The sequence below is a fragment of the Bifidobacterium tsurumiense genome, from assembly GCF_000741765.1.
Taxonomy (GTDB): domain Bacteria; phylum Actinomycetota; class Actinomycetes; order Actinomycetales; family Bifidobacteriaceae; genus Bifidobacterium; species Bifidobacterium tsurumiense.
On the sequence record NZ_JGZU01000017.1, the window covers coordinates 19,295 to 46,066 of the forward strand.

At 51.8% G+C, this 26,772-nt stretch carries 20 protein-coding genes, 1 tRNA gene and 1 pseudogene; 6 read left to right on the top strand and 16 right to left on the bottom strand.

The window, feature by feature from the left end:
- Nucleotides 1-88: 88 nt before the first annotated feature.
- The 5 genes and pseudogenes from BITS_RS07695 to BITS_RS07715 all read right to left on the bottom strand — a co-directional run bounded on the left by BITS_RS07695 (nt 89) and on the right by BITS_RS07715 (nt 5,727).
- Complete coding sequence (locus tag BITS_RS07695) at nt 89-1,171, bottom strand: glycoside hydrolase family 172 protein (protein WP_229774958.1); 1,083 nt, start codon at nt 1,169-1,171, stop codon at nt 89-91.
- Nucleotides 1,172-1,328: 157 nt separating this feature from the next.
- On the bottom strand, nt 1,329-2,207 hold the full coding sequence (locus BITS_RS07700) for a carbohydrate ABC transporter permease (protein WP_026642438.1): 879 nt from the start codon (nt 2,205-2,207) through the stop codon (nt 1,329-1,331).
- Nucleotides 2,208-2,223: 16 nt separating this feature from the next.
- Nucleotides 2,224-3,161 (bottom strand): annotated as a pseudogene (locus tag BITS_RS07705) (carbohydrate ABC transporter permease).
- Between the two features lie 102 nt (nt 3,162-3,263).
- Nucleotides 3,264-4,571 (bottom strand): ABC transporter substrate-binding protein, encoded by a 1,308-nt coding sequence (locus BITS_RS07710; RefSeq protein ID WP_026642440.1) that lies wholly within the window; start codon nt 4,569-4,571, stop codon nt 3,264-3,266.
- Between the two features lie 112 nt (nt 4,572-4,683).
- The gene (locus BITS_RS07715) at nt 4,684-5,727 is read right to left on the bottom strand and encodes a LacI family DNA-binding transcriptional regulator (protein WP_238556576.1); all 1,044 of its coding nucleotides are present in this window, start codon (nt 5,725-5,727) and stop codon (nt 4,684-4,686) included.
- Nucleotides 5,728-6,086: 359 nt separating this feature from the next.
- Between BITS_RS07715 and BITS_RS07720 the strand changes: the two genes are divergently transcribed.
- Nucleotides 6,087-6,800 carry a DedA family protein gene (locus tag BITS_RS07720; RefSeq protein ID WP_026642443.1) on the top strand — a complete coding sequence of 238 codons (714 nt, stop codon included), beginning with the start codon at nt 6,087-6,089 and terminating at the stop codon, nt 6,798-6,800.
- 116 nt (nt 6,801-6,916) lie between these two features.
- Nucleotides 6,917-6,989 (top strand) — tRNA-Ala (locus BITS_RS07725).
- A gap of 295 nt (nt 6,990-7,284) precedes the next feature.
- Here the strand turns inward: BITS_RS07725 and BITS_RS07730 are convergent.
- The 3 genes from BITS_RS07730 to BITS_RS07740 form a co-directional block, all read right to left on the bottom strand.
- Complete coding sequence (locus BITS_RS07730) at nt 7,285-8,613, bottom strand: MalY/PatB family protein (RefSeq protein ID WP_026642444.1); 1,329 nt, start codon at nt 8,611-8,613, stop codon at nt 7,285-7,287.
- A 16-nt stretch (nt 8,614-8,629) separates the two neighbouring features.
- Nucleotides 8,630-9,508 carry a DUF3737 family protein gene (locus BITS_RS07735; protein WP_051264373.1) on the bottom strand — a complete coding sequence of 293 codons (879 nt, stop codon included), beginning with the start codon at nt 9,506-9,508 and terminating at the stop codon, nt 8,630-8,632.
- 212 nt (nt 9,509-9,720) lie between these two features.
- Nucleotides 9,721-10,389, bottom strand: coding sequence for an HAD family hydrolase (locus BITS_RS07740; protein WP_044259746.1), 669 nt, complete (start codon nt 10,387-10,389; stop codon nt 9,721-9,723).
- A gap of 274 nt (nt 10,390-10,663) precedes the next feature.
- Between BITS_RS07740 and BITS_RS07745 the strand changes: the two genes are divergently transcribed.
- Nucleotides 10,664-11,662, top strand: a complete 999-nt coding sequence (locus tag BITS_RS07745; RefSeq protein WP_026642447.1) for an asparaginase — start codon at nt 10,664-10,666, stop codon at nt 11,660-11,662.
- A gap of 105 nt (nt 11,663-11,767) precedes the next feature.
- On the opposite strand, the gene BITS_RS07750 is transcribed toward BITS_RS07745, so the two are convergent.
- The 5 genes from BITS_RS07750 to phoA form a co-directional block, all read right to left on the bottom strand.
- Nucleotides 11,768-12,322, bottom strand: a complete 555-nt coding sequence (locus BITS_RS07750; protein WP_026642449.1) for a heat shock protein transcriptional repressor HspR — start codon at nt 12,320-12,322, stop codon at nt 11,768-11,770.
- A gap of 112 nt (nt 12,323-12,434) precedes the next feature.
- Entirely contained in the window at nt 12,435-13,424 is a 990-nt protein-coding gene (locus tag BITS_RS07755; RefSeq protein ID WP_026642450.1) for a DnaJ C-terminal domain-containing protein, read from the bottom strand.
- 142 nt (nt 13,425-13,566) lie between these two features.
- Nucleotides 13,567-14,208 (bottom strand): nucleotide exchange factor GrpE, encoded by a 642-nt coding sequence (grpE, locus tag BITS_RS07760; RefSeq protein ID WP_026642451.1) that lies wholly within the window; start codon nt 14,206-14,208, stop codon nt 13,567-13,569.
- Between the two features lie 2 nt (nt 14,209-14,210).
- The gene (dnaK, locus tag BITS_RS07765) at nt 14,211-16,076 is read right to left on the bottom strand and encodes a molecular chaperone DnaK (protein ID WP_026642452.1); all 1,866 of its coding nucleotides are present in this window, start codon (nt 16,074-16,076) and stop codon (nt 14,211-14,213) included.
- A 582-nt stretch (nt 16,077-16,658) separates the two neighbouring features.
- Entirely contained in the window at nt 16,659-18,683 is a 2,025-nt protein-coding gene (gene phoA / locus BITS_RS07770) for an alkaline phosphatase (protein WP_026642453.1), read from the bottom strand.
- Between the two features lie 562 nt (nt 18,684-19,245).
- Here phoA and BITS_RS07775 point away from each other — a divergent pair.
- Entirely contained in the window at nt 19,246-20,265 is a 1,020-nt protein-coding gene (locus BITS_RS07775) for a LacI family DNA-binding transcriptional regulator (RefSeq protein ID WP_026642454.1), read from the top strand.
- Between the two features lie 27 nt (nt 20,266-20,292).
- On the opposite strand, the gene BITS_RS07780 is transcribed toward BITS_RS07775, so the two are convergent.
- The 3 genes from BITS_RS07780 to BITS_RS07790 all read right to left on the bottom strand — a co-directional run bounded on the left by BITS_RS07780 (nt 20,293) and on the right by BITS_RS07790 (nt 23,508).
- Nucleotides 20,293-21,033, bottom strand: coding sequence for a TraX family protein (locus BITS_RS07780; protein WP_034534164.1), 741 nt, complete (start codon nt 21,031-21,033; stop codon nt 20,293-20,295).
- 148 nt (nt 21,034-21,181) lie between these two features.
- A complete protein-coding gene (locus tag BITS_RS07785; RefSeq protein WP_238556577.1) occupies nt 21,182-21,859 on the bottom strand; it encodes an HAD family hydrolase in 678 nt (225 codons plus the stop codon).
- Between the two features lie 29 nt (nt 21,860-21,888).
- Nucleotides 21,889-23,508, bottom strand: coding sequence for an alpha-amylase family glycosyl hydrolase (locus BITS_RS07790; protein WP_026642456.1), 1,620 nt, complete (start codon nt 23,506-23,508; stop codon nt 21,889-21,891).
- A 463-nt stretch (nt 23,509-23,971) separates the two neighbouring features.
- Between BITS_RS07790 and BITS_RS07795 the strand changes: the two genes are divergently transcribed.
- Nucleotides 23,972-25,210 (top strand): extracellular solute-binding protein, encoded by a 1,239-nt coding sequence (locus BITS_RS07795; RefSeq protein WP_026642457.1) that lies wholly within the window; start codon nt 23,972-23,974, stop codon nt 25,208-25,210.
- A 160-nt stretch (nt 25,211-25,370) separates the two neighbouring features.
- Nucleotides 25,371-26,771 carry a carbohydrate ABC transporter permease gene (locus BITS_RS07800; RefSeq protein ID WP_026642458.1) on the top strand — a complete coding sequence of 467 codons (1,401 nt, stop codon included), beginning with the start codon at nt 25,371-25,373 and terminating at the stop codon, nt 26,769-26,771.
- Nucleotide 26,772: the final 1 nt, after the last annotated feature.

Sequence of the window (26,772 nt, forward strand, 5' to 3'; positions counted from 1 at the left end):
GTCATGCCTGCCCAGATATCTCGCCATTGTCATAGGTATCAACATAGGTCTGAGTCGCTTGACACGACTCACGCTACCTAGTTAGAGACTATCGAGGCTGTCGGAAATGACGATCGCCAATTGACGTGAATGGCACATGCGGCTCAAACTGATACCAATACGCCACCGAAGCAACATCATCCTGTCGCTCAAAATTACCCCTCTCTTCCGTCCCGATTTGCTGCCATTCAACACGCAAATCAGAATCGAAATATATTGGATCTGGGATATGCCACCGATACAGACCTCGCATCACGGGCGCATTGATATCCCAGTAAGCACTCTCACGATTCCTGGCTATTGTTTGCGAATAAAACGGAAAGCCTAGATAAGGCCCAGTAAATGTCTGCTCTGACATATGGCCGCCCCTATCGAAACCAGCGAAGCTCCATGCCCCACCGAAATAATCTTCGGCCCCCGTACTGCACCATGTCGGATAACGGTCATCACCGTCAATGTACATTTTGAACTCGCCTTCTCCCCACCAACGACTTTCTAAAGCTGTAAGGGCAAGATAAGTTCCCACATACGCACCAGATCCATGAACACTGTCCAGAACCACATAGTCACGACCTGATTCTGTAACTCTTTCACGGCGCCACTGTGCGTGAAAACGCATAGCATCCGTAGGCAATTCATCGTATTCCGTGTAGTCAATCTGGTAGAAAAAAGCCGGAACATCCTCATTATGGTCGTTATGCAGCACAATACGGGCATGTTCAAAGGGCATAGCGAAGTAGCAATTAAAACCGCGATTAGGCGCCACCATGACAGGAATAGAGTTGATGTTACAGCTCTGTGCATGACCACAACAGAAAAAATCACCAATGGGACACCGAACAGACGGGGATTCCTCCCCATCCCAGTAGAATTCGAGAATAAGATTTCGTAAAACATTTGGACCAGTTGACGAGGTCTGATCCGTAACAGTCATCCAGATATGACGAATTATGCCAGGCCCTTCCACATCCATCAAAGTTACAGTATCTCCTTTTCGAACGGTTTTGATACATGGACTCCCCTTGCGTGAGGGACCTAGGCTACTTGCGGCCATAGCGGCGACGCCTTTGCCTCCACTAGGATTTTCAGCGTTCACACAACGGCTGCGCCCATGATTCGTAGAAAACGGCAACCCTCCTAATGAATTATTTCCAAATACTGCAGTACCTGCATTTGTATTAGTGGCTCCCACAATTACTCCTTTTAAAAGAAACTCATCACATATCACTGAGCGCCTCATCAGCGCCTCATCACGTATAGTGTGTCAACCGTTATCTTTTGTCCACTGCTTATTTGACGGCACCCGCAGTGATGCCTTGCGATAGCTTGCGTTGGAAAATAATGAAGAAAATAACAGTTGGAATGATGCTTAATAATGATGCTGAAGCTAATGTAGTTGCTTCCATCGTACGCTGTCCCTGTAAGGTCGCTAGAGCCAGAGGTATGGTCTGCACATCATCCCCCATTAGGAATGCCATAGGAATCATGTATTCGTTCCAAGTCCATACGAAGAAGAAAACAAACAACACGCTTATAGTCGGCCAAGAAATAGGCAGTACCACTTTTCTTAGAATTTGCCACCTGGAAGCGCCATCGATAGCGGCAGCCTCCAAAATCGCTTGAGGAAACGTACCATAAACAGAAGAAAGCAAGTATGTCCCATAAGCACTTTGGATAATTGTAAAAATGATAATGATAGCTAATCTGGTGTTGTACAGCCCCATCTGCTTAAACATGGTATACAACGGATACAGCAAAGCTTCTTGCGGCATCATGTTAGCGAGCATGATAGCTAACACAATCCATGTGTTGCCTTTTACTCTACCGATCCCCAACGCAAAAGAATTTAACACTGAAAGTATTACAGCGGCCACGGCTACAAAAAGTGAAATAACAAGGCTGTTCGAGAACTTAAGCGGAAATTTAGTAGTCGTCCAGAACGAAACAATGCCTTCCACAGTGAAGTGTTCAGGTAGAGAGAGCGGCCCTGTTGCATTGTAATCAGCAGAGGTTTTGAATGCATTAACAGTCAAAACCAGTAGTGGGAATAACACCAGCAGTGCCGCTGTGATCAAAAGAATCAAAGTAGTCCAGTCTCCAGCCGAACGAACATGTTTCGTCTTCTTTGAAATCTTCCTCGAAGAATCTGTGGACAATAATGCAATCATGATTTCACCTTTGACTTCAAACGAGTTCTTTATCGACGTGCTTTTGAACCATCGTGAAAACGATTGAAAACACAATGATTACCACGGTAAGCGCTGTAGATATTGCAGCCCCGTATCCAACTTGCTGCACTTGGAAAAATTGGTTGTAAGAATAATACGAAGGCACAGTCGTTGCAGTGCCTGGACCGCCCTTAGTCAGCAGATAGACGGGCGCGAAGGTCTTCAGCGCGCCGATAGTAGCCGTGAGTATGACCACCATCAATTCAGGAATAATAGATGGTAGCGTCACCACATAGAATTTCTGCCACCAGTTAGCTCCATCAAGCCCCGCCGCCTCATACAATTCAGGATCAACTCTCTGTAATCCTGACATGAAAATCACGATAGGGTAACCGAGTTGGATCCAAGCGAGAATGAACATTAGCACCGGCAAGGCACTATCGGGGCTCCCTAGCCAATTATGCTGCATCATCCCCAACCCCAATTTTGAAAGGAGAGCGTTGACAGCTCCGTCTTCGGGGCGAAATATCCACCCCATTACAATCGCAGCGACCGCTACAGGCAAAAGCTGAGGAAGATAGAATAAAGCGCGTAGAAATGAGGCTGTCTTACCACCAAACTTCTTTTGAATCACATCAGTAAGCAAAGATGATATAAACAAACCGAGCACAGTCGGGATAATTACGATAGCGATAATAATCCAGAACGAGTTAACAAAAGAAATCCAGAATGTGGAATCCGAAAATAGCGTTGCCAATTCTTCAATCCCACCCATTTTACTGGTCCAACTCCACGCCAGCGAGTGAAGCTCAGATAAACATTCCAAATGAATGGAATTACGACGATAATTAATAAACCCAATAGGCCGGGAATGAGATATGGAATGAATCTTGACGATCGGCTGCCCGGCAGCCTCGACATCGAGACTTCGCCGGAATCAATCTTATGTAACATTTTAGAATCCTTCGCTGAGTGGGACACATTGCCGGTGTGGTCAGCCATGATCAGACCACACCGGCAGCTGACTACTTGACCATGTGTTGACTTATACGCTTCTTAGTCATTTTTGACACCCATGTCCTCGACGCCAGTATCGTACTTTTCATGGATATCCTGTAGCACTTGTGAAGGCGACATTGTTTTGTTAACTAGCTCTTGGAAAGCCGCCGGCACCGCATCGGTAAGGTTAGAAGCCGCGTAATCCGGATAGAAGCTGAGTTTGCCGTCTTTGGCGAAAGAAGAATACTCTTCAATCATCGCCTTGCTTTTTTCATCCGTGATTTTGCTGATATCGGCAGCAACAGGAATACCACCTGCATTACCCAAGAAGTTCTGCACATCCTCCGAAAGCACATAGTCAATAAACTTGGCCGAAAGATCTTTATGGTGCGACCTTTCTGGAATGACCAACAAATTGCCTGCACAACCAACGGCGTAATTCGATTCAGGCAACACTGCAGCGTCCCAATCGAACGAAGTAATTTGCTTTGCAAAACGGCCTTGGTTCCAAGTACCTGTCTGATAGATTGGATACTCACCTTTAATGAAAGCCTGAGTCGTATCCTCAGCCTTCATACCAGTCGCATTTCGGGAAATGTAGCCTTTGTCAAGCCAATCGTTGATTGTATCGACAGAATCAGTGAGTATCTTAGAATTCCAGTCAACGTCTCCTTTGTAAAGTTGCCAATTATCGATGAATTTCGAGTCGGCATTTTTAGAGACGAGTTGCCACCATAACCACATCACGCCGTATTCTTGTGCGTCAGCTGCAATGGGAGTAATACCAGCATCAACGAATTTTTGGCAAACATTTATGAATTCTTCATATGTGGTCGGAATATCAAGATTGTATTTAGCGAAGAAATCCTTGTTGTAGTAGACACGTTGGAATTCAGCGTAACTAGTCATGCCATACCAGGTATCCCCATCCATGATGCCATTCTCATCATATTTGGCAACAGCCGCATCGGCACCCGTCACTTTTTTATCCCAGCCGTACTGAGAAACATATTCGTCAAGATTAGTGAGTAAGCCCATTGTGGAGAGCACACCGGCAGATCCATTTCCTCGATTGGACTCCATCAGATCCGGCGCTTCATCCGAGTTTAAAAACTGACTGCCATTTTGAGCAATTTGAGTAAACGACTTACGCTCGAAGTCGATCTTGACTCCCGTATCCTTTTCAAAGGCCTCTGCAGCTCGCTTCCATGCCTGGGTTTGTCCAGCGTCATCCTCTTCGTAGTACCAAAATGATAGGCTATCTGGCTTTTCTTCATCGGCTGCATTGTCGCCGCCACACGCGACGAGCGAAGCTAATGACAACGCTACTACGGCAATAGAAGCCAGGCACTTATATATTTTCATTGTTTTCTCCTTTGTTTCTGGAAAATCATCTTTGATGAATCCAAATTGTCATCGAAACGTTTCGATTTTGCATATAATTACACGCCCCTCGAATCAATTCAGGACGGGAATGTCATAAAGATGACATCTGATCCCCTCTCCCGATATCTGCAATGGAGCCACGCTCTTTCAACACAGGCGCCTCCAAGTCGACAACATCCATGATCTCAGCATTCTCTTCTATTGCCGAAATCAATAGTCGCATAGCCCGCGAGCACAATTTCTCCGGCATGACAGGCATCTCTGTAACCGGTCGAGACATCAGCTCGCCTTCAAGATATGTCCCGCACGATAATACCGACACATCCTCTGGGATAGACAGTCCGGCAACCGCCAATTCCTGCAGCACCAAATTCAGCACACTAGCATTAGCCTGATTGATAATAGCCGTCGGACAATCGACCCCGGCAAAGGTGTCTCTTACGAAACGTTTTGCGTCGAAACAATCTGCTTCATAACGGGGGGATTCGATTACTTCCACGCCGCGCACCTTTGCCTGCGATAACATACTTCTCCGGAAAATCACGACATATCCAGATTCCCGTTCGTAGTCAGACTCATTATTGCGCAAAAAAACAATCTTTCGGTGACCTTTATCAAACAGATAATCAACGGCTTTTTTGCCAGCTGCAGCGAAATCGATGTCGATACATGCGCACCTCTTGTGAATCGAAGGATAACCAATGGCTACACATGGTTTAGGTAACCGCCCAGATGCAGCAGCACGCTCATCGTTTTCCTCGACATCCAACAACACTACGCCATCAACTAAATTACCTTCCGTTACACGACAAATATCGTTCACCGCATCCTGCCCGGTCAACAGCAGCACGTCATACCCGGCGTTCCTTGCTGCCCATGCTGTGTGAAGAAAGTATGCATTGTACTTTGCTTGATTTATATCTCCTCGAATTGGTGCACTCAGCGCTATGACTTGAGACCGCATACCCCTCATTTTGCGGGCATTTGCATCGGGAATGTAGCCGAGTTTCTCCACCGCAGCCATTACCCTATCGGTAGTCTTGGCAGAGATAGAACGCTTTCCGGAAATCACGTACGATACGGTACTTACAGACACGCCCGCTTCTCGAGCCACATCTTTTATGCCTGCTACCACAATTGCTCCCTTTGTTAAGGCACGCGCAGCACCATTGCTCAGATTCACGTATGACTTCACGCCGAATATGCCGCTTCATATGTTGCGAATAATATTCGAAACGTTTCGTCGAAACGTTTCATACAGTTTATCTCTAGTCATTTGCTCTGTCAATCTTCACCAAACTGGTGATTAAGTGAAATACACTCAATCCCGTCCAAGATCTTGACAACTACATGCAGCAACTCATAAAACACAGACAGTCTGTATGGTTTGTGCAGATTTATATTCTTCATAGCAATCCGCCATAATGCACCAGAAAGACACTGGTATCGTTGAGCGCGGTCAAACCTCTGATATGACACGAATCGCAGGAGTACATGGGATTTATCAACTTCATACTCGAATTGCTGAAGAACCCCCGCGCAGCCATTGCCGGATGGATAGCCATGGGAGTCGCACCTACTTTGGGGCTGATCTTCCTGATCATCTTCATCGAAACCGGAGTCGTATTCTTCCCCTTCTTGCCCGGCGATTCTCTGCTGTTCGCAGCCGGCCTCTTTGCCGCACCCGACACCAGTACCGGGACCGCCGCACTCCCCCTGGCTTTCTTGCTGCCTGTCGTATGGGCCGCTCCGGTCATTGGCGACCAATGCAACTATTTGATCGGTCGATTTTTCGGTCGACGCATTATCGAATCGGGCAGGGTTAAGGCAATGACGCCGGAACGCATTGCCCAAACCGAAGCAATGATTAACAAGTGGGGTCCATTGGCAGTATTCCTTGGTCGGTTCTTCCCCTTCATCCGCACTTTTATGCCATTTATTTCCGGCATTTCAGGCATGAGGTGGCTGCGCTTTTCCGCATTTTCGGCGCTGGGCGGTCTGACCTGGTCGACTCTGTTCACACTGCTGGGCTATTTCTTCGGCAATATCCCATTCGTACAGAATAATTTCGAACTGGTTATCGTCGCCATTTTGCTTATCTCGCTACTCCCAACCATAATCGGCTTGATTCGTATGAAGTTCGGCAAGAAATCAGAATCGCCTCAGCAGATTGAACAAGGCGGCCAGAGTCACACGGCAACCGCCTGAATTGTCATCACGCACCGAATGCTGGAACCATACGAATGTCTCCGGTTCCAAGCACGAAAATTGCGCTTGGGCAGTGCTTGCATTATAGTGTTCAGAGTTGTCTTGAGACAAGGCACGGGGCTGTAGCTCAGTTGGTAGAGCGCTTCGTTCGCATCGAAGAGGTCGCGGTTTCGACTACCGTCAGCTCCACTAAGGCCGTTGCATTCATTCCACCGCAGCGGCCTTTTTCTTTTTGACTTCCCTTGGACGGCGTTCTCACACCATCCAACCACCATCACGCGCATATCATTTTCAATGAGGGAAAAATAACAGGCTGGCACGCCGTCCCGCACAAGGCAAACCACGATCATAAGCACCACAAAAGTTCCTATAGGCCCCATTTCACATGTAATCCCTCATTTGCAAAACGCGATGGCGTGCGTCATCTGAATCTCAGGGAATTTCTGCAAAGTGATGGTGATATCGACTTCGGATAGTGACTCTATTACTGCAAGGCAGCCACGAGTCGCCTGCATGCCTCATCAACCACGCTGGCAGGCATAGCAAGATTCATGCGAATGAACCCTGCGCCCGCAGGTCCGAAGGAAGTGCCTGAACTGAGAGTCAAAGCATAATGGTCACGAACGTGCGCCACGAATTCATCGGTTAACTGGACCATTGACGATTGCGGCTCGGGGAAAGCACTCCCGGATGCATCAACACCCTCAATTCCGCCATCACCATCGATGTCAGCCGCACTGATCCCTCCAGCACGAACTTCCAATACCTTACGAATATCAATCCAACCCAAATATGTGGCATCCGCTGGCAACAGCTCAGCACCGGAACCACGCAAATGATCGGCAACCAGCTGGCGATTTTGCCAGACATAGGAACGCATCACATCCAACCATCGCTCCCCTTCCGGTGAATACGCAGCCAATAATGCCGGCAATGCAAAGATATTCTGCTCACCGGCTTCGTCTCGGTTGATTCCGACCAACACCCGCTCAAGCAGACTGCGATTCCTGCTCACCACTGCACTGATCTGCAAACCAGCCATATTGAATGGCTTCGAAGGAGAATTGATGCTCACTGCCCAATCGTGAGGTCCAGCCACAGCAGCCAAAGGAGTGTATCGTTTGCCAGGTGCACTGATATCAGCATGTGCTTCATCACTGAGCACGGCGACATTGTATTTGCCCATCAGCTCGAGCAGCTGTCGCAATTCTTGCGCATCCCATATCGTTCCGGTTGGATTGTGAGGCGAGCACAACACGAACACGCTAATGCGATCACATTGCAGGATATCCTCCATAGCCGCGAAATCCATAATCCAGCGCCCTGCGGATTCGGACTCGCTGCAACCGTCTGTCGCAGCCGACCAATGCAAAGGCACTTCGACACAGCGCCGTCCAGAATTTCGAATGCAATTGAAGAAGATGCCGTACACCGGCGTGCACAGCATAACGCCGTCGCCAGGACTGCTCAGACTCCGGATGATACTCGAAAATGCTGGAATAGTGCCAGCTGACAGTCCGATTTCATGTATATCAAGCTTGCAGTCATATCTTCTTGCGAACCAACAAGACACAGCTTCCTGGAAAGTCTCGGGCAGACTGGCATACCCAAAGATGCCATGCTGTGCAACCTTCATCACGGCTTCGCGGATGGCAGGCGCACATTGGAATTCCATATCGGCAATATCTGCGGCAATTGGGGCATATTGCTTGGCGATTTGCACAGGGATCTGCTGCAATGCATGATCCCATTTGGCACTGCCTGTGCCCATTCTTGAGTGGATAGCATCGAAATCGAATTGATCACCAGTCATTGCGTCCCGTCCCTCCTCAGCGCACCAGGCCTTCCTCAGTGTTCCGCACGTTGATATGCACCTGTTCCGGATCAATATATTGCTGATCCAAGGTTATTTCCCCCACAGAATCAACATCGATATAACCTGAGGTCGGATTCAAAATAGAATCGATATGCCCATGGATGTCAGCATCCAATGTGGAATACTCAAAGACATCGCGACTGTCCAACATCGTGCAGTTACGCATCACCAACTGATCTGTGTAATTCAAGCCCTGCAATGAACGAATGACGCAGTTTTCAAAGACGATATTCTCGGTATTCCATGCCAGATATTCGCCGATTATGACACTATTCTTCACCTTGACATTCTTGCAATTCCAGAAGCAGTCCTTTGCCAAAATCGTCGAATCCGTGATCTCGATATCGCTCGCGCCATCGAAGGCGTAGTTTCCGGCGATCTTGCAATTGGAAATACGGATATGATCGCTGTCCTTGGCGAAATATTCGCCATTGATCTGGCAATCATTCAACACGATGTCCGAACAGGTCCACAGCGTCTCTTGTGCGTGCTGGAACGAAACATGATCGAAGCGTACATGCCGGGATCTTCGGAATCCCTTTGGCGCTGCCATGGTGGAATCAGCCATATGCAACGTATCGACATACCAGAATCCGGAGCGAGCCGTATCCGCGAAAGAGGAATGGTCAATATCGATATTGGTGGTGTACCACAGCGGGTATTTCCATTCGAAATGGCATTGCTTGAGCTCAAGATTCTTGCCATGTTTCAATGGACTTTCACCCTGTGTGAAAATACATCGTTCCAACGTTGCATCCTTCAATGCAAACAAGGCGCGCTCTTGGGGGAAATGCATATTGAGGTAATAATTATCGCTTTGCGAAGATGTCATCCTGAACCTTTTCAATATTGTGAACAGTAAGAGGATAAAACTTCAAGTCGGCTTGAAGTCAAGCGAGACAAGGCATTGTGCGCGCAGCATAAACACGCATAACACAGCAGCTCAGACACTTACGACCAAGCCGCTGTCATATTTATGCTTGTGATGGAATAACCGCCGTCATGCAGTGCCCTGCGTCACCAACACCTCGAAAACAGCTATCTTTACGCAATGCGTTGCTGCACATACTCTTCAAGTACGGCAGCCGTAATTCCTTCATAACCATCGATAGAAGCGAACTGCGGACCTTGGGAAGTGTCAGAACGCATGAATCGCACCTGAGCCAAAGTCGTAGCGCCCGAGCTTGCCGCCGATTGCAGCCCTGAGATGGAATCCTCTATTGCAATGCAGTATTTCATATCTTCTGCCGAGATTCCGAGCTTGCTGGCAGCGGCCAGATAAGGTTCCGGAGACGGTTTCTTTTCCACATCATCCTCGCCGCACACATAGCCCGCAAATGCGCCCTCCGGCGCCTGATTCACCAGGTTTTCAGCCAGATAACGAGGAGATGTGGTGACCAACATCGAGGGGATTCCCGCATCCACCAAGGATTGCAGCACATCCAATACGCCCGGATTCCACGGTAAATGCTCAATTTCCCTGCGCGTAACATATTCAACCAAAAGACGACCGATTTCATCAGCAGAAAGCTTCGTACCGTGATCAATCATGCTTTGGGCAACGCTAGGGATTGGGGTTCCTGAACCTTTCCAAGCCAAATCCTCATCCCAATAGCCACCGTGCTCTTGGGCGATTACCATCTCCCCCGCATGCCAATACGGTTCGGAATCAATCAACGTTCCATCCATATCCCAGAACACAGCCTTGAGCATCAGCGACCTCGCCTTTCGTCATCTTTGCGCTCACAATCGGTACACTGCAATCTCAACAAAGATGCAAGACAAAACCGGTTCAGTACTGTTCGAATCTGTCTGAAAAGTCGGCCGTTTCAACTTGAATCAGCTATCGCTCGCTCTTCATTCCGCTTTGCCTTAATCTTGCACAACCGCGATCTATCGAGACTCGAAGCCATACTGGTAACGGTTGATATTCGTTTTCCGGAACATTGAGTCCATCGACACCGTCCATCTTTCCAGAGGAGAATCCATGCGCGTGCATATCACATACACCGGCGGAACGATCGGCATGGTCATGTCCCCTCAGGGTTTGTTGCCGGGCGCCGATCTTCAACAATGGCTCTACGCCATTTTGGACAATACTCATATCGACCGCGATCAGGTAACGTTGACGCAACTTGACCCATTGATTGATTCAGCTCATGCGACCCCTGCAAGCTGGCAAGCCATAATCGAAGATGTTCTGGCCAATAGGCATGCGGCCGACGCCTTCATTGTGCTTCATGGCACCGATACCATGAGTTACAGTGCATCCGCCCTGTCTTTTGCACTCACTGACTTCGATAAGCCGGTTATTTTCACAGGCTCACAGCATCCCCTGGGAACCGTTCAATCCGATGCTGCAACCAATATTGCAGGCGCACTCTATGCTGCGCTCAGTGACAACGCCCAAGGAGTCAGCCTGTTATTCGGACAGCATCTTTTTGCCGCTAACCGCAGTACCAAATCATCTTCGTGGGCATTCGAAGGCTTTTCGGCACCAGCCACCGGACCATTGGCCACCGCAGGAGTTCCATGGCGTTGGCACGGGAAACCTTCCCCGGCTCTGGGTTGGTGTGAGGCGAGGCCTTATGAGCTGCACGACGTCATGGTTATCGATATGGTTCCGGGCTTGAGTGCCGAGCGAATGCAATCAATGCTCCGGCCTTTGCCTGAAGCCATCATCATTCGCGCGTATGGAGTGGGCAATATTCCCAATAGCGATCCAGGTGTTCAGAAGTCATTGATCGATGCGATGGCTCATGATGTTCCTGTGATCATCGCCTCACAATGCCCGCAAGCCGATGTGATCATCGATCAATATGCCGCAAGTTCCGCGGTCGTCGAGGCCGGAGCCGTGGGCACAGGAGATATGACCTTGGAAGCCACATATGCAAAAACCATATTCTTGCTATCCCAAGGACTTCGAGGAATGGAATTGGCACAATGGATGAACCAGTCCATCGCAGGAGAAATAACCACGGAATAGCCGTTTGACCATAGGAGCTCTGCGAATAATCACAGAGATTCTCCATAGTCACAGAGACTCTCCGAATAGCCGCGTGAAACACTTAGCCGTCATCGGCTCATCCGGTTATTCGAAATCTCCCCATAGCACGACGGAATTCGACACTTCTTCACCGCCGACCCTTGAACCGGGCAATTCGCGACGCCTTGTATGAATATCATGCCGCCACATACGCGCACTCCGCGAGCGCTGCACCTCGACTATGTCACCATCGGTATCAGCCGCGAATATGCTGGATCCTGCCGGATTGCTCAGTCGCTTGACCTGTCTGCGCAATTGCCGGTTTTCTTCCTGAAGTTCAAGAATGCGAACGATTCCTGCAAGATTGATGCCTTCATCCTGGCTCAGGCTCTGCGCTTGCACAAGGCGGTCGATATCGCGTAGTGAATATCTGCGTGCGCCGCCTTCCGTTCTCTGTGGAACGACCAATCCCTGACGATCGTATTGACGTAAGGTCTGCGGATGAATATCAGCCAATTGGGCAGCACGTCCCACAGTGAACATCGGAAGATCGATGTCGAAGCCTACTTCATCGGCGCCATCCAAGTCGGCACGCCCTTCAACCAGCGCAATGGCGCATAACTCATACAACGCCCTAATCTGCTTCGCAGCTCTTGCCATGCCGACTCCTTTCCTTGCTGTGCGAATATATACAACGGCGAATATAAAAGCAACGGTGCCTCATCATAAAGAGACGAAGCACCGTTGCAGGTTCGGCTCTGAGTTGCAGCGATTACCGCTGCTCGCCCAATTGACTGACGAAATCGCCGGTCGCTTCATCAAATGCCTTGGCAGCCTTCTTCATGGCCATGCTTGGCTTGTCGGGAACGTGGATTTCCACTCGACCGACGAGATCGCCATGACGTCCCGGAACTCCCTTTCCGGACAAACGAACCTCCGTGCCACTGGACGAGCCAGAAGGCACTTTGAAGGTCACTGTCTCTCCGTCAATGTCGTGTGCTTCGATCTTTGCTCCGGCAACTGCCTGAGCCACGCTCACCGGCAAAGTCATCAGGATGTCGTTACCTCTCATGGAGAAGCGAGCATCCTCTTTTACGGTGATATTCAAATACATATCGCCATTTTTGCCGCCGTTGACACCGGCCTTGCCCTTGCCAGCGATGCGAATCTTCTGGCCATCTTTCACGCCGGCAGGGATATGCGTTTTGAATTGTTTGCCATCTACTCGCAGAGAAACCGTTGCACCCTTAACCGCCTGGCGGAAGGTCAGGGTGATATGGGAGTTGCGATCCTCACCCTTGCGGGGAGCCATATCCTCATAAGCAGCCTGTTGCCCGCCGAATTGCTGTCCTGCGCCGCCGAACATCGAGAAGATGTCATTGAGATTCGGCTGTCCACCGCCCGATGTGGTGTAGCGAACACGGGTCCCGCCTGTTCCAGCACCTCCGAACATCGAACCGAAGATATCGGAGAAGCCGGCACCATCGAATCCACCTTGGCCCGAGCCTCCTGCGAAACGGGCACCGCCCATGCCAAACTGGCGGATGGCATCATATTTCTGACGTGATTCCTTGTTGTTCAGCACATCATAGGCCTCGGAGATATCCTTGAACTTTTCTTCGGCCTCGGCACCCTTATTCAAATCCGGATGGTATTTGCGTGCCAGCTTGCGGTACGCCTTGGTGATTTCTGCTTCGCTGGCATCCTTGGAGACACCGAGAATCTTGTAGAAATCCTTGGCCAACCATTCATTTTCAGCCATGTTGTGCCTCCTTCCGGCAACTTATCCCCACATGATCATGGCGTTGTGAGCGAACAAGTGGCGATATGGCAGATTCGTTTTGAACATTCTGCCTATCGCCTCTTGTTCTTGACTGTTGTGTGCGCATCGCGCTTCCTGCCGACTACTGCTGTGGCGAGGCAACAACCACTCTGGCTGCGCGAATAACGCGATCTCCGATGCGATACCCTGCCTCAACAACGGTATCCACGGTTTCGGTGCTCGCCTCGGCATCCGGTTTGTGCAAGATGGCATCATGACGGGTCGGGTCGAATTCTTCACCCTTTTCACCGAATTTCTCAACCCCGAACTTCTCGAAGGTCTTATCAATCTTTGCGGAAACCGCCTTGAATGAATCGTCCATTTCACCGTGTTCGCGAATGCGGTCGATATCATCCAGAGCCGGGAGCAATGCCGTTAACACATCGATGATGCCGTGCTGACGGAAACGCTCCTGTTCCTTGGCGGAACGATTTCGGAAATTGATGAACTCCGCTCGCTCGCGCTGCAAGGCTTCCAGATATTCAGCGGCTTCTTTCTTGGCTTTACCCAAGGGAGTCAGAGTATTTTCCGAAGCGTCGGAGTCACTCTGGGGATCGCCGGAACCCTGTGTTTGATCCGAGGACTGCTGGTCCTGCGCAGCGTCATGCTGGTCATCTGCAGCAGCTTCGTTCTCGACTCCAGTTCCGGCGGATGCCGGGTCACCCTGCAGCGACTCGGCATCCGGCATGTCATTCAAGTAGTCGTCCTTATTGAACTCGGACATGATTACTTGTTGTCCTTATCGTCGTCATCCACGACCTCGGCATCCACAACATCGTCATCAGAAGATGCACCGGCAGCAGAGCCCTCAGCACCAGCCGCGGCACCTTCTGCGCCTTGCTGGGCATACAGCGCCTGACCGATCTTCTGGGCGGAAGTCATCAGCTCGTTCTGGACGGTCTTGATCTTCTCGATGTCATCGCCCTTGAGTGCTTCTTTCAGCTCATTCACCTTGTCGGTGACTTCCTTGGCGACATCATCGGAGAGCTTGTCCTTGTTGTCATTGACGAGCTTCTCGGTCTGATAGGCGAAGGATTCAGCCTGGTTGCGGGTTTCCGCATCCTCCTTGCGCTGCTTATCTTCGGCCTCGTGTGCCTCGGCTTCCTTGACCATGCGATCGATTTCGTCCTTTGGCAGACCGGAACCACCGGTGATGGTCATGGACTGTTCCTTGCCGGTGCCCTTGTCCTTGGCAGACACGTGCACAATGCCGTTGGCGTCGATATCGAAGGTCACTTCGATCTGAGGAACGCCACGAGGAGCAGGCGCGATGCCAGTCAGCTCGAAAGTGCCGAGCGGCTTGTTATCACGTGCGAATTCACGTTCACCTTGGTAGACCTGAATCAGTACGGATGGCTGGTTGTCCTCAGCGGTGGAGAAGACCTCCGAACGCTTGGTCGGGATTGCGGTGTTACGATCGATCAACTTGGTCATGATGCCGCCCTTGGTTTCGATACCAAGGCTCAACGGCGTGACATCGATGAGCAGAACGTCCTTGCGGTCTCCCTTGATGACACCGGACTGCACGGCAGCGCCGACAGCCACGACCTCATCCGGGTTCACGGACTGGCTTGCTTCCTTACCGCCGGTGAGTTCCTTCACCAGTTCCTTGACTGCTGGCATACGGGTTGAACCACCGACAAGCACCACGTGGTCGATATCGCTTACGGAAATGCCAGCATCGGAAAGCACGTTATTGAATGGAGTGCGGCAACGGCCCAGCAAATCGGAAGTCATCTCTTCGAAGCGTGCACGGGTCAGCGTCTCATCCAAATGCACCGGAGTGCCGTCAGGAGTCATTGCCAAATACTGCATGGACAGCGAAGTGGAGCTGGAAGAGCTCAATTCCTTCTTGGCCTGCTCAGCCGCTTCCTTCAGACGCTGCAGAGCAATCTTGTCCTTGCTCAGGTCAACGCCGTACTTGTTCTTGACTTCGCCGACCAGCCAATCGATGATCTTCTGATCCCAGTCATCACCGCCGAGGTGGTTGTCACCATTGGTGGCCTGCACCTGGATGGTGGAGAATCCGTCCTCATCCTTGCCGATCTCAAGCAAGGAGACATCGAAAGTACCGCCACCGAGGTCGAAGACCAGGATGCGCTCGTCTTCCTTGCCCTTTTCCAGACCGTAAGCCAGAGCTGCGGCGGTAGGCTCGTTGATGATACGCAGCACATTGAGTCCTGCGATGGTTCCGGCATCCTTGGTTGCCTGACGCTGTGCATCATTGAAGTATGCAGGGCAGGTGATCACGGCATCGGTTACCGGCTCGCCCAAATACGCCTCGGCATCACGCTTGAGCTTCATCAAGATCTGAGCGGAGATCTCCTGAGGAGTCCACTTCTTGTCATCGATTTCCACAGTCCAGTCAGTACCGATATGGCGCTTGACGGAGCTGATGGTGCGATCGACATTCGTTACTGCCTGACGCTTGGCGACCTCGCCTACGAGGATTTCGCCGGACTTGCTGAATGCCACCACGGATGGCGTGGTACGAGCACCTTCAGCATTTACGATAACTGTTGGCTGACCGCCTTCAAGAGTGGCGATGCAGGAATTCGTTGTACCCAGATCGATACCAACTGCGCGTCCCATATTGGTTCTCCTTATTGTTCCGCTATATTCGTCGTATTCGTTCAGGTTTCACGGATCACTGTCTCCTCGACGACTTATCAGAAGTCGTTCCGGATCTTGGATCCATGCGGTCCGTTTTGCCTTTCCAAAACCTGAGCCTACATCACTCAACTTCCTAAAGTCAACTTCTATTCCCAAAATTCAGAAAAAAGTTGAGCTTATCTCTATCAAGTTCCTGCATACCCATTATTCGGCACACCCATTGCGGGAATACCATGTAAAACCGCCGCTTCTGCCGAGTCAGACTACGCGGCCATTCCCGCCCCATCACGGCAGAGACATTGGCACGCCCTCTTTACCAATACCTCGAATTCAACAGCCGACCATGATCACAGCGCCAACCTGCAGCACCCCAAAAAAGAAGATGCCTGCAATACACCATGCGCTTGTGCGCAAGCATGCATTACAGGCATCTGCCGAGGTTCCACGTCTACTGACGCCCCAACCCCATCTTCTCTTATACAAGCCGTCCCAATCCGGACATTCGCTCGAGACGGAATCCGCCTTCAGCTAGCGATCACCCGGCTAGGGCTTACGTTTACTTCAGCGCTTGTTGAAGGCGCCGCGGCGGTAAGCCACGATGAGTGCACCTGCAATCATCAAGGCTGCAGCCAAGAACACCGCACCCATAACCATGGCACCGGTGCGACCCAGCTTTGCCGGCTTGGTCTGCTTCACAGAGCCGGAGGCGAGTTCCTTGTCTCCTGTGGTTGAGCCGTTGCCAGCGTTGTCTGCAGGACCGTCGAAGGTCACGACAACCTGCTTGCCGGACTGCTGACCGGTGACGGTGAGGGTGTAACCCGTACCGTTGGTCTGCACGCCTTCCAGAGCGATGTTGGTGGTCTGACCAGTGGCCACGCGCACGCCGGACACAGGAGTGGAGGTGTTGCTTGCGGCGAGCACACCGTTTGCATCCTTGAGCTCATAGGAGAGCACTGCATCACCATCGAAACCGGTGACTGCTGCTTTGGTGCCGTCAGCGTTTACAGTGACTTCGCCGTTATCGGAAAGTGCGTTCTGAGCCTCGGTCGTTGCGGCCAGTCCAAGTGCATATGCAATGGTGTAGAAGTTATCGGTCTGATCGGTCAAGCCGCTCACACGGCTCGCACCGGGTCCGGAGGCTGCGATGCGCAGCTGGGTACCGGTGTGGCCCATGCCGCCGTCGTTGTAACCGTCGGCGTCAGCATCAGGATCGATCTGACCAGCGGTGCCGTAGGAAACCACGATGTTTGCACCGTCAACTGGGGACTGCAGAATCGTGCTCACAGCGTATGCCGGAGGAGCGGCAACAATCTGGCTGGTGTGGGCGTGATCAGCGGTGACGATGATCAGGGTGTCCTGGAGTTCGCCGCTAGCCTCGAGGCTGGAGAGAGTGGCGGAGATCGCCTTATCGAGGTCATCGGTTTCGCCGATCTGGCCGCAAGCATCAGCGGCGTGATCGCGCTTATCGATGGACGCGCCTTCCACCTGGAGGAAGAAGCCGTTGTCGCTCTTCGGATTGGCCTTGAGCAAATCCAGAGCCTTGCTGGTCATATCAGCCAAGGAAGCGGAGTTGCCGTTAGCGGTCTTGTTGCCCAACCATGCTTCGTTCGTGGAGCAAGTCTGTGCGCCACGTGCGATGGTGGCAGCCTGGCTCATAGCCGGCATGTTGTTGAACTGAGTTGGCATATTGCCATCGCTCAACAGTGCCAGCACAGGAGCGTCTTCCTGATATTCCAAGTCAGCAAACGCGTCCACATCATTTTCAATGGTCTGCAAACCGCGTTCCTGAGCCTGCTCCCACAGGGTCTTGCCTGCGTATTCGCCACCCTGTGCGGTCTGGTTGAAGTACTTGGAACCACCGCCGATGGTCACATCAGCGCGAGTGTCAAGCAGCTGCTCCGAAATGGAACCGATACCGCCATTCTCCTTCAGCTGCTCGGCCTTACAACGCTTACCTGCATCGTTCTTGGATCCATCGGTCTTGCCCTGAGGTCCATAGCAGGAACGCTCGGTGGAATGGGACTCCTGAACAGCCGGCGTGGCATCCTGGATCTCAGAGGTGGTGACATTACCGGTTGCCAGGCCCTTGGCCTTGGCCAACTCGATAAGATTCAACTGAGGATTGAGATAGGAATCAATCGAAACAGCGTTGTTATAAGTCTTGGTACCGGTTGCCCAGCTTGAACCGGAAGCGGAGGAATCAGTTACCGGCGTAATCACAGGGTTGTTGGCATCCTTGCTGCCGTTACCCAACGAATATGTGGTGTACTGACCGGTTGCCGCGGAGGTATCGCCCAGAGCACCTGGCTGACCGATCTTGTCAAGACCGTCGAAAGTGCCGTTGGAACCATGGAGATAATCACGAGCGACGGTGATTTCAGAATCGCCCATACCATCGCCGATGAAGAGGATAACGTTCTTTGCATTTGCTGAGCCAATAGTTGCGATACGCTGAGCTGCTCCGTGCCCAGCCAGATCAGCAGCCGACTTTCCATCTTGGGCCAAAGCCGCGGAAGGCAGCGCTGCGAGGAGTGCGACAGCCGCTGTCGCTGCGGAAACCATCCGCACCATCTTGTGTTGCTTCACTTCATTTCCTTTCATACGGAGATACGACCACGTCGGATGACCAAAGCCGTCCCCGATTCACTGGACAGGCTAGGTTGTCAAAGCATCTCTGAGCTGTGGTGTTCACCAACTTCAGGTAAACAGTGATGAAACTCACAGTGGGCTTTCCCAATAATCAGATTCCAGATTTTTCTGCACACATTTGCAATGTCAGTGCACAATCCCCTCAATACCACGGAAATCCTCGCGCACACCATCCTGACGCAGCCATAATGCGCCACTCAAATCCATGGATTACGAGTTGTTTACCTTCTGAATATCGCAGCCCTTCCATCGATAATCCAGAGATTTGAACACATCTATATGGAATCGATCAAACCCTGATAATTTCCAGCACCGACGAATGCAGGAGTCATACAAATGAAACAGTGCATGAAACACTTATGCAAATTTTCATAAATATGCGGAAAATGCCGACTATCCCAATATTCAGAAGGACTTGAATCTGACAACGTTTGCAAAACTATGTGAAGAGCATTACACTTGATGTACAAGTCTCAGCGTTGAACGACAAGGATAGGTCATGGATAAAGCAGGCATTCGCGATGTAGCCAAGGCCGCTGGAGTTTCGATTTCTACAGTGTCACGTGCTTTCACTCGACCGGAATTAGTGTCGGATCGCACTCGTCGCAAAGTCCTGGACGCCGCCGACAAGCTGGATTTCAATATCTCACGTTCAGCGACAGCCCTGAAAACCGGCCAGACCCACAGAGTCGCACTGCTGATGAATGAGGAAATCACCAGCTGGTTCAATACCCAGGTATTTGCGGGCATCAGCAATGTGCTTCACCCTCTTGGATACGATGTCTCCTTATTCCAGCACATCGATACCGCCGCTCATCGTCATGACTTTTTCACCAATCTGCCGATTCGACGCAATGTTGACGCGGTTTTCGTCGCCTCATTCGATATTGACCCTCATGAGGCGGAACAGCTCCGACGTATCAACGTTCCTATTATCGGCATCAACATTCCCACAACCGAAGGTTTCGACGCATCGATAAGCATTGATGATGAAGCCAGCATGTTCACGGGTACGCAGCATCTCATCAATCTTGGGCATAGAGATATTGTGTATACCTGCTCGCAGGCAGAGGACAGCATCAATTCCAGTATCGACGCTCGAGGTCGCGGCTTCGTGCGGGCTTGCGAAGCGGCAAGCCACACCCGAGATCTCACATGGCAGGTAATTTCCGTTCCCCGAGGGAGGGATTTTGCAGATTCCGCTCTCGCTGCCCTGCTCGCCTTGGAGAAATTCCCCGACGCCATCTGCTGCCAAATGGATATGATGGCCATTCCTTTGGTACTAAAACTCGGCAAATACGGGCATTTGACACCCCGCGATTACTCGATTATCGGATTCGACGACAGCCCTTATGCCGATACCATCAATCTCACCACAATGCGCCAGGATCCACAGGCCATGGGTCGCATGGCAGCGAATAAGGCCCTGGCATTGATGAATGGCGAAAGCTTGGACAAACCCCATGAGTTGATCCAGGCACAGCTCATCTTGCGTGAGACGGATAGTCCAAGGGGTTAAAAGGGTCGGGAGAACCCCATCTTCTGTTCAGACCAGCAGGGCTCCCGCTAGTAGCGTTGCGGGATACAAGGCATAGAAAAGCCATTGCACCCACGGCTTCGAATATCCGAGTTCATCATTGCGATAATGCAATACTGCCATGCCTATGCCAGGAGCCAGGAAGGACACTGCTCCCAATAGCCCCGCTGTCAGCATCATGGTATTTTCGCGATCCTGAAGGAAATGGAAGATGGTAGCGAATGCAAGAATAAGCACGCCCATATTCAACATCTGCTGACGCACACCGATATGTAGCAATACCATCCAGAGGAATCCAGCCAATTCCACAGCAACAATCACTGCAACTCGTGCCGCCCCTGCAAGATGGCTCTGCCCCCAATCCAGTACTGCCAGAACGATAAGCGCCACCACCAATGCGAATACCGGATTCTGTGAATCCATATCGAAGTATTTGCCCGAAGTCGCCAAATCATACGGGACCTCAGAAATCACCGCGAGCGCAGTCAGTCGCACGCCATACATCAAGACATTGTGGGTATGCTGGTACCCCTGCACCAACAGCCATGCATACATGGGTATCGCGCACCAAGACAGGACCTCGCATACCACAAGCACCGTCAGCGCAGTCATATTATCCGCGCTTGCGCCTCCCAATGACTCGGCAAGCACAGTGTTCCCCAAGGTCGATATGGCGATAAGCACAGCGCCAATTATCTTCAAATGCAGATCAGTCAAACCCCGCCACCGCCGCGATGTGTTTCGCGCCATATGATCACCACTCAATCCTTTGCCCGCATATCCGCTTGCCCGAAAACCGTTGCAGTCGGCCGTGAGCTACGCCTGTTCCTTCAATATGTAATCCAGTATTACGCCGTAATCCGCGCCATTCACAGAGAGTACCGCATGTTGCGCCGTATCAGCGTCGGAAGCTGGCGAGATTTCCGTATGCAGATAGATGCCAGATTCCTGCGGCTTTGGCCCCTTCGATATCACAACGCTCATCATTGCCCACCATGACTGCGCGTTCGGCAGACATGTTTTCTTCACGCAAAGCTCTCAGGAATAATTCCGCAGAAGGCTTGCGCACGCCCTCGTCACTGGAGATAACAATATGGTCAAGTTCCGAAGTCAGACCCAACATTTCCAACTCCGGCATCGTGTAGCAATGTTGCGCATTGCTGACCAGAACTGTTCGCAAACCAGCGGTCCTCAAACTCGCAAGCATGGAGTCTGCACCGTCATACAGCTTGAGCAGGCTCGTGCTTGCTTGTCTGAACTCCCAAGCCACATGCCCTGCCAGTGACGGAATGTCTCCGCGCACAGATTTGGATGCGAGCAATCCCTCGTACACTGCAAGCAGATCCGGCTCCACATGCTCGGGTTCCACCATCTGTTGAGCCTGCCCAGCCCTTATGATTTCCGCCTGCAAGAGTCGGTCAAATTCTTCTCGGAGCAGTACGGTTGAATCATATTCGGCACCGCATCGAGCGAGCGCCTCGCGCAAAGCCGCCCAAGCGTGGTCGGACTCTTCATCTGTTCTGATATCTATGAGCGTGCCATACAAATCGAAGAGCACAATGTCGTATCTTCTCATATTGTTCTCGACTTCGTCGCACTCATGCACTACGCCAGCTTGAATACGGCAAAGCTTTGCGCGCCCAGACACAGTGCGCTATCGGTGACCTGCGCCTCGCCAAGGGCAAGCAGTGGAGTCTGTGATCCCTGCGCAATATTCAAATTTTCAGGCAATGCAATGGTTTCAGATTCCAATCCTGGATTCAGTGCGACCAATACCGACTCACCACCGCGTTGCGAAGAACGCGTGTACACAAAGCTGCGGGCATCCGGTTCGGCACTGAGGACGTCAAAGCTGGCACCAGAATGCAAGGCATCATTGTTCTTGCGAAGCTGCAACACATCATGCACCCATGACCACATGGAATCGTTGCGCGACATCTGTTCCTCAGCACATGGCGCATCAGATTCCTCATCGACTGGAAGATACAGCTCTTGCGCCGAGGCTTCAGAGAATCCTGCATTGGCTCTGCCATCCCATTGCATAGGCGTTCGGCTTCCGGTACGCGCATAACCGCCTTCTTTTGTTGGGATATCGCGATAGCACATGCCGATTTCGTCGCCGTAATACACGAATGGCACACCCGGCATGGTCAGCAGCATACCCAATGCCACTTTGCGCTCCCTTTCATCAAGACGCGGGGCCAATCGCGGGGTGTCATGGTTGCAGGTGATCAGGCAGAAATAGCCCTTGTCTCGCGTCGCCTCATATTGCGGCAGATAATCATCCAAGAACGCTGTGATGCTGCCACCGCCACGCGCGGAGAAATAGCTATGATCGTGTTCAGCGTCCAAAGCATTGACAACATCGCGGGCCAGCAGATTGTATCCATTTCCTTTGCCGTCCCAGCGCCAATCCAGATAAAAGTCCATATCGAAACCGGCTCGCAGAGCCTGTTCCGGCTTGCCCCATTCAGAGACGAAAGCGGCATCAGGATATTCACTCTTGACCACGCCCAGCATCTGCTGCCATGCACGAATGGTCTCCGGTTTGTCGTCCCCGTCGTTCTTGACCAAGGAATTGGCCATATCCACGCGGAATCCGTCGCATCCGCGGCTCAGCCAAAAACGCATGACATCGATCATCGCCTGCCTTGTCGCTTCAGCGGCTTCGGAGTCCACGCCGTCCTGCCAAGGCTTATCTATTGTTGCAAAACCGTAGTTCAGCGCGGGCTGGCATTTGAAAAAGTTGAGAATATATGTGCCGTTACGGTCGCTTTCGCCTCCGATAAAAGGCATGTTGTATCCCTCAAAAGCGCTATTGGTCCATATATATCGGTCGGAATACTCGTTTCGTTCGGCTTGTTTGCTGGCCTCGAACCAAGCGTGTTCCTCGCTGGTATGCCCTGGAACAAGATCAAGCAGCACTCGAATACCCTTGCTATGCGCTTGCTCGAAGAGTTCTACCAGATCATCATTGGTCCCGTAACGTTCGGCGACTTTACAATAATTGCGCACATCATATCCGGCGTCTTTGAACGACGAATCAAAACAAGGATTGATCCAGAGCGCATTGCAACCGAGTTGCTGAATGTAATCCAGTCTCGAAATGATGCCCTGAATATCCCCGATACCATCCGCATTGGAATCCTGGAAGCTCTGGGGATAAATTTCATAGAATACCGCTGTGTCCAACCACTGTGGCCTTTCCCAAATCCGCTCGTCCATGAGTCTCCTTTCACAGGAATTCATCGCGATACCCGCGTCATTGCCACGCATATGGGCGACGTATCGCGATTCGCCCACAGCACTGGTCCCTGCCTGCACATGTTGCAGCCGTCAGTCAGTATATGCAAGCAAACGATAGCATAAACCGGTGTATCACTATGCATTTCGACATCACCCGTCACCAGTCGTCTACATATCGTAAAACCATTGAATTTTCTCGATATACCAACGAATTACGGCATTTTCGACTTTCAGGGAAAACTTTGCAAACGCCGAATGAAACAGGTTTTGCGAACGTATTCATTTTCATGTATACTCGTACAACGTGAGGAAGCCGTATGGCTCACTGCCCCACATGCTTGCACAGATGAGGCGAGCATGTGCCAACAGGCAGGTCGAGCCGGGCCGACAAGCAATATGACGCTTCACCGGAGAGGCGAGGCGACTTGGTAGGAGGTCAAGGATGACATATTTGAAGAAGATTCTGGGCGCAGGCGCCGCTGCTGCAGTATTATTCGGCATGGCTGCTTGCGGGAGTTCAAACTCCAGCTCAAGCTCCTCCGAAGGCGGCGATGTGACGCTGACCGTGTGGGGTCCGTCTGAGGATCAGGCAAGCTCTGATTCATGGCTGCCCAAGATGGAAGCAGCATTCGAGAAGGAACATCCCGAATACAAGATCACTTGGAAGAATTCCGTGGTCGCCGAGGGCGACGCCAGCAAGACCGTGAAGCAGGATCCATCAGCAGCAGCCGATGTGTACATGTTTGCCAATGATCAGCTGGGCACTTTGATCGACGCACAGGCCATTGGCGAATTGAGCGATGACGCAGCCAAGCAGGTCAAGGAGCAGAATGACGATTCCATCGTCACCTCCGTCACCGGCACCGACGGCAAGCTCTATGGCGTGCCGTACACCGGCAACACCTGGTTCATGTATTACAACAAGTCCAAGTTCACTTCCGACGACATCAAGTCCTTGGACAGCATGCTCACCAAGGGCAAGGTTTCCTTCAACCTGAGCAATTCCTGGTACATGCCCGCCTTCTACATTGGCGCTGGCGCAACCATCTTCGGTGCTGACGGCACTGACGCCTCCGCAGGAATCAAGCTGGGAGACAATGCCGAGGCAGTGACCAAGTATTTGGTCAACCTGGTCAATAACGCCAACTTCGTAGTCGACAATGACGAGGGCGCTGGCTTGGCAGCTCTGCAGAACGGCACCGCAGACGTGCTGTTCTCAGGAACCTGGCAGGCAAACGACGTCAAGGAAGCTCTGGGCGACAACTATGCAGCAGCTCAGCTCCCTGAGTTCACCACCGAAGCGGGAACCTTCCAAATGAAGTCCTTCTCCGGTTCCAAGGCCGTTGGCTACAACCCGAACTCCAAGAGCCCGAAGCTGGCAGCGCAGTTCGCCGCATACCTCGGCTCCACCGAAGCACAGAAGCAGCACTTCGAGATGCGTTCGATCGTACCGACCGACAAGTCGCTTGCAAGCACCGTCTCCAGCGATCCAGCAGCCGTGGCTCAGATGGACACCATCGCCAACACCTCCACACTGCAGTCCACGCTCGCAGCGATGAGCGACTTCTGGGATCCTGCAAAGACCTTCGGCACTGCCTTGGTCAACAAGGAGATCACCTTGGACAACGCCGCTCAGAAGACTCAGGACTGGGCTGATCAGTACGCCAGCTTGAGCAAGTAACACTAACCAGTCGCGTACACTGTGCGTGACGCCAAGGGCGCCCGCTCCCTGCACACCGCGGGGTCGGGCGCCCTTTGGTTGAATACCAGGCGACACGCCCTGTCACCGGGATTACGAACAACTCTTTTCCACCACACCCATCAATGAGAAAGGTATCGCCATGACAACCGCGATTGCCAAGACTCCACGCCGAGTTCGCAAACGCGCAACGGACCCGGATGGCTTGCAACCCTCTCCATATTCCACTGCCAAGGCCTGGCGCAATGGTGATGTGATCACCCGCCTGTCATTCTTCATCTTCGGCCTGGGCAACCTGTTGCGCAAGCAAATTATCAAAGGACTGATATTCCTTGCCGTTGAAATCGGAGCCATCGCATATTTGGCCACCAGCGGCGAACAGTATCTGCTCAAGCTGCCATCCCTGGGCAGCGCCGAGCAAACCAAGGTCAAGGTCGACGGCTTCTGGGTTTACCAGGCCGGTGATAACTCAGTGCAGATTTTGCTGTACGGCGTCATGGCCATTTTCGTCATAATCCTGCTTGTGATCGTCGCCACTCTGTCGGGTCGCAGCGCTTACAAGGCACAAAGCGTCATCGCCGAGGGAGACAAGCCAGTCTCCATATTCAAAGATGTGCGCTCGTTGACCAACCACAATGCCCACGTAGGCCTGATGTTCCTGCCTACCTTGGGAATCGTCATCTTCACCATTCTTCCTTTGGTGTTCATGATTTCCATGGCATTCACCAGCTACGACCAGAACCACGTGGTGCTCTTCGACTGGGTCGGGCTCAAGAACTTCGGAGCAATCTTCAGCTCCACTGGCGAAGTCAACGCCGGCCTGTTCATCTCAGTACTGATCTGGACCTTGGTCTGGGCGTTCTTCGCGACCTTCCTGAACTTCTTCTTCGGTATGTTCATGGCCATGATTATCAACCGCAAGACCACCCACTTCAAGGGTTTCTGGCGCGCTTGCTTCTCCATGTCCATCGCCGTACCTCAATTCGTATCCCTGTTGGTCATGCATACCATGCTGCAGCGCGATGGCGCAATCAACCGTCTGCTGATGGGTTGGGGGCTTATCGACGGGCCTCTGCCGTTCCTTACTGACGCCACATGGGCACGCGTGACGGTTATCATCATCAACCTCTGGGTTGGTATCCCCTACACCATCATGCAGATCACAGGCATTCTGCAGAATGTGCCCGCCGAGCTCTACGAAGCGGCTGAACTGGATGGCGCCAGCTGGTGGCAGCGATTCACCAATGTGACCATGCCATACATCTTCTTCGTGATGACCCCGTATCTGATTACCACATTCACTGGCAACGTGAACAACTTCAATGTGATCTACCTGCTGACCAATGGATCGCCAACGCCTGTCGGCGCCAGCGCAGGCAAAACCGATCTGCTTATCACCTGGCTGTACAAGCTCACGGTCGATAGGTCCAATTACAACCTTGGCGCGGTTATCGGCATCATGACCTTCGTCGTGCTGTCGGTGGTGGCTCTGATCACCTACCGCAACTCGGGCTCCTACAAGAATGAGGAGGGATTCCGGTGAG